The 3,336-nt window shown below is 67.5% G+C and carries 4 protein-coding genes; 2 read left to right on the forward strand and 2 right to left on the reverse strand.

From position 1 onward, the window contains the following. Window positions 1-1,187: TonB-dependent receptor plug domain-containing protein (locus NBV68_RS18640; protein WP_296312867.1), on the reverse strand; the 1,187-nt coding region annotated here is incomplete at its 3' end. Between the two features lie 338 nt (window positions 1,188-1,525). Between NBV68_RS18640 and purS the strand changes: the two genes are divergently transcribed. Both purS and purQ read left to right on the forward strand, forming a co-directional pair. Further along, a complete protein-coding gene (gene purS, locus NBV68_RS18645; RefSeq protein ID WP_296312869.1) occupies window positions 1,526-1,783 on the forward strand; it encodes a phosphoribosylformylglycinamidine synthase subunit PurS in 258 nt (85 codons plus the stop codon). Next, a complete protein-coding gene (gene purQ / locus NBV68_RS18650) occupies window positions 1,783-2,472 on the forward strand; it encodes a phosphoribosylformylglycinamidine synthase subunit PurQ (protein WP_296312872.1) in 690 nt (229 codons plus the stop codon). Before purS ends, purQ begins: the two co-directional genes overlap by 1 nt. Window positions 2,473-2,478: 6 nt before the next feature. Here the strand turns inward: purQ and NBV68_RS18655 are convergent. Beyond that, window positions 2,479-3,336, reverse strand: an 858-nt coding sequence (locus NBV68_RS18655) for an EAL domain-containing protein (RefSeq protein WP_296312875.1), incomplete at its 5' end; no start/stop codon positions are given.

Consider the following 3,336-nt stretch of genomic DNA (forward strand, 5'->3'; position numbering starts at 1 on the left):
CAGCTGAGCGGGCCGTCGGTGGTCGAGGCGAGGCGGATTTCCTGGGTGAACTGCTCGAGATCGAGCGAGTCTTGCGTGTCCGAGGGGAACGGGATCAGGCCCGGACCGCCGCCGCCCGGCAGGAACACCGCGCCGAAGCCGCCGTCGACGTCGCCGCGGCTCGAGCCTTCGCTCGTCCAGTAGCTGGTGATCGAGGTCAGGGTCATGCCATCGAATTCATAGGCCCCGGTCAGCGTCAGGCCGACCTGCTCATAATCGGCAAGGTTGCCACCGCCGGCGTCGTAGAACACCCGGTCGCGGTCATAGTTATTGTTGAGCTTGTTGGTGTTGTTCGGCTGCGCGGTGGTGCGACCGAGCACGTTGGCGCGGAAGAAGGTCGAGGAGCCGTCGAGGTTGCGGTAATTGACCGCCGCAAGGATGCTCGAGCGCTCGGTCGGGGTGAGCAGCAGCTGGCCGCGCACCGCGAAGTCGTCGTAGCCGCCCAGCACATTGTCGTCGCCGGTGAAGCCGTTGTCGATCCAGTCGGAACGGTGCTGGAGCTGGGCCGCGATGCGGACCGCGATCTTGTCCTCGACCAGCGCCCCGCCGACCGCGCCGTTCAGCGCGATGGTGTCGTAGCTGCCGTAGGACAGCGAGCCCGAGGCGGAGAATTCCTGGCTCGGCTTGATGCTGGTGATCTTCACCGCGCCGGCGGGCGTGTTGCGGCCGAACAGCGTGCCCTGCGGCCCGCGCAGGACTTCCACCCGCTCGACATCGAACACCGGGAAGCTCTTGAGCGTCACGTTCTCGAGCACGACATCATCGAGCAGCACCGAGACCGGCTGCGAGGCCGCAAGGTCGAAATCGGTGTTGCCGAGGCCGCGGATGTAGAAACGCGGGGCGACGCGGCCGTTCGAGCTTTCGACGTTGAGGCCGGGGGCGGTGCCGGCCAGCGCGGTAATGTCGGCCGCGCCGCTGAAGATCGCGCCGATGCGCTCCTGATCAAGGATGTCGGCCGACACCGGCACGTCCTGGAGGTTTTCCTCGCGGCGGTTGGCGGTGACGATGATGGTGGCGAGCTGGCCCTCATCCTCGGCACTCGCGCCGTCCTGAGCGGCGGCGGGTGCGGCAAAACCGAAAGCGGCTGCGGCAGCAAGGACAGTGGAGCCCGTCCAGGCTGCACGAATGGCGGAGAAGCGGTGAGACATCGGAAAACCCCCTTGGCTATGGCCTATGGTATGGTCGGATGGTGCGTAGGTGCGGGCCCGGCCGTGACATTTCTCTCCGATTCGCGCGAGATCGCCACACCGTATATGTTGCGCGAAAGCGACGCTTTGCGGGCGTTCTTCGGACAGTTGTTGCAAGTGGGTTACAATCGGGCCGCTTGCATGACCGTAATGTGACAAGTAGGGGTCAAGGCGGGCCGCCTGCCCTGCATGTTGAGAAGCGCATCGCCGCGATTGCGCGCGCGTCGCGGCGCGCTATAGCGACCCCGCGAAGCGGCGGCACTTGGGGCCGCCCGCCGGCAAGAATGGAGCATCAGGCCATGCAAGTGCGCGTCCTCGTCAGACTGAAGCCCGGGGTGCTCGATCCGCAGGGCCGCGCGGTGCACCACGCGCTCGAGGGCCTCGGTTTCGCGGGCGTCGAGGATGTCCGGATCGGCCGCCTGATCGAACTCGATCTGGCCGACGGCACAGACGAAGCAACGATCCGGCAGATGTGCGAGAAGCTGCTCGCCAACACTGTGATCGAGAGCTTCACGATCGAAGGCTTGGGCGAAGGCTTGGGCGAGGGCGCGAACTGATGGCGTTCCGGGCGGCGGTCATCACCTTCCCCGGCTCCAACTGCGACCGGGACATGGCGTCGGCGATCGAGGCTGTCGCGGGGAGCCCAGCGATCCGTGTGTGGCATGGCGATGCCGACCTGCCGGACAGGCTCGACCTCGTCGCCCTGCCCGGCGGCTTTTCCTATGGCGATTACCTGCGTTCGGGCGCGATGGCGGCGACCAGCCCGATCATGCGCGCGGTCGTTGCGGCGGCGGAGCGCGGCGTGCCCGTGCTGGGCGTGTGCAACGGCTTCCAGGTGCTCACTGAAGCCCGCCTGCTCCCCGGCGCGCTGCTGCGCAATGCCGGGCAGCGCTTCGTGTGCCGCACCGTGGCGCTGAAGGTCGAGAACGCGGCGTCGCCCTTCACCGCGCTCTACACGGCGGGCGAGACGATCCGCATCCCCGTCGCGCATCACGATGGCAACTATTTCGCCGACGACGACACGCTCGACATGCTCGAAGGCGAGGGCCGCGTCGCCTTGCGCTATGCCGAAGGATGCAATGGCTCGGCGCGCGACATTGCCGGGGTGCTGAGCGCCAATGGCCGGGTGCTGGGCATGATGCCGCACCCCGAACGCGCGATCGAGGCGGCGGCGGTGCCGGCGCTCGGCGGTGCCGACGGACGGCGGCTGTTCGAAAGCGCGCTGGCGAGCTTCGCCGCCGCCTGACGCGGGTCAGGCGCGGCGTTCGCGCGCCAGCCGGAACAGGTTGACGGCATCTTCGGCGGTCATCGGCCGACCGAAATAGAACCCCTGGATCTTGTCGCAGCCGAGGTTGCGGATCAGTTCCGCCTCGTCGCCGGTCTCCACGCCCTCGGCGGTGGTGGTCATGTCGAGGCTCTTGGCCATCGCCACCACCGCATTGATGATCGCGAGGCTCTCCGCGCTGCCCTGCGCGGCGCCCTGAACGAAGGTGCGATCGACCTTGATGGTCGAGAACCTGAGCTTCCTCAGATAGCCGAGCGAGGAATAGCCCGTCCCGAAATCGTCGAGCGCGACCGAACAGCCAAGCGCCATGACCTGTTCGAGCGCATTGCGGGCAACGCTAGCGTCGCGCAGGAAGATGCTCTCGGTCACTTCCACCTCGAGCCGTTCGGGGCGCAGGCCCGTCGCCGCGAGCGCCTGCACCACCTCGGCATGGAAGCCGGGTTCGAGCAGCTGTTCGGGCGAGACGTTGACATTGACCTTGACGTGTTCGGGCCAGTTGCGCGCTTCCTCGCAGGCCCGGCGCATCACCCAGCGACCGATCGGCACGATCAGGCGGGTGTCCTCGGCGAGCGGGATGAACTTGCCGGGGCTGACAAAGCCGTGCTCTGCGGAATTCCAGCGCACCAGCGCCTCGAAGCTCACCACCTGTTCGGTGTGCGCGTCGACCACCGGCTGATAGTGCAGCACCATCTCGTCGCGGCCCAGCGCCGTGCGCAGCGCAACCTCGAGCTGGCGGCGTTCCTCGGCCGAGGCGTGGAGTTCCGGTTCGAAGCGCCAATGCTCGCCCCCGCCCATGTCCTTGGCGCGGTAGAGCGCAAGGTCGGC

Source organism: Erythrobacter sp., from assembly GCF_023653175.1.
Classification (GTDB): domain Bacteria; phylum Pseudomonadota; class Alphaproteobacteria; order Sphingomonadales; family Sphingomonadaceae; genus Erythrobacter.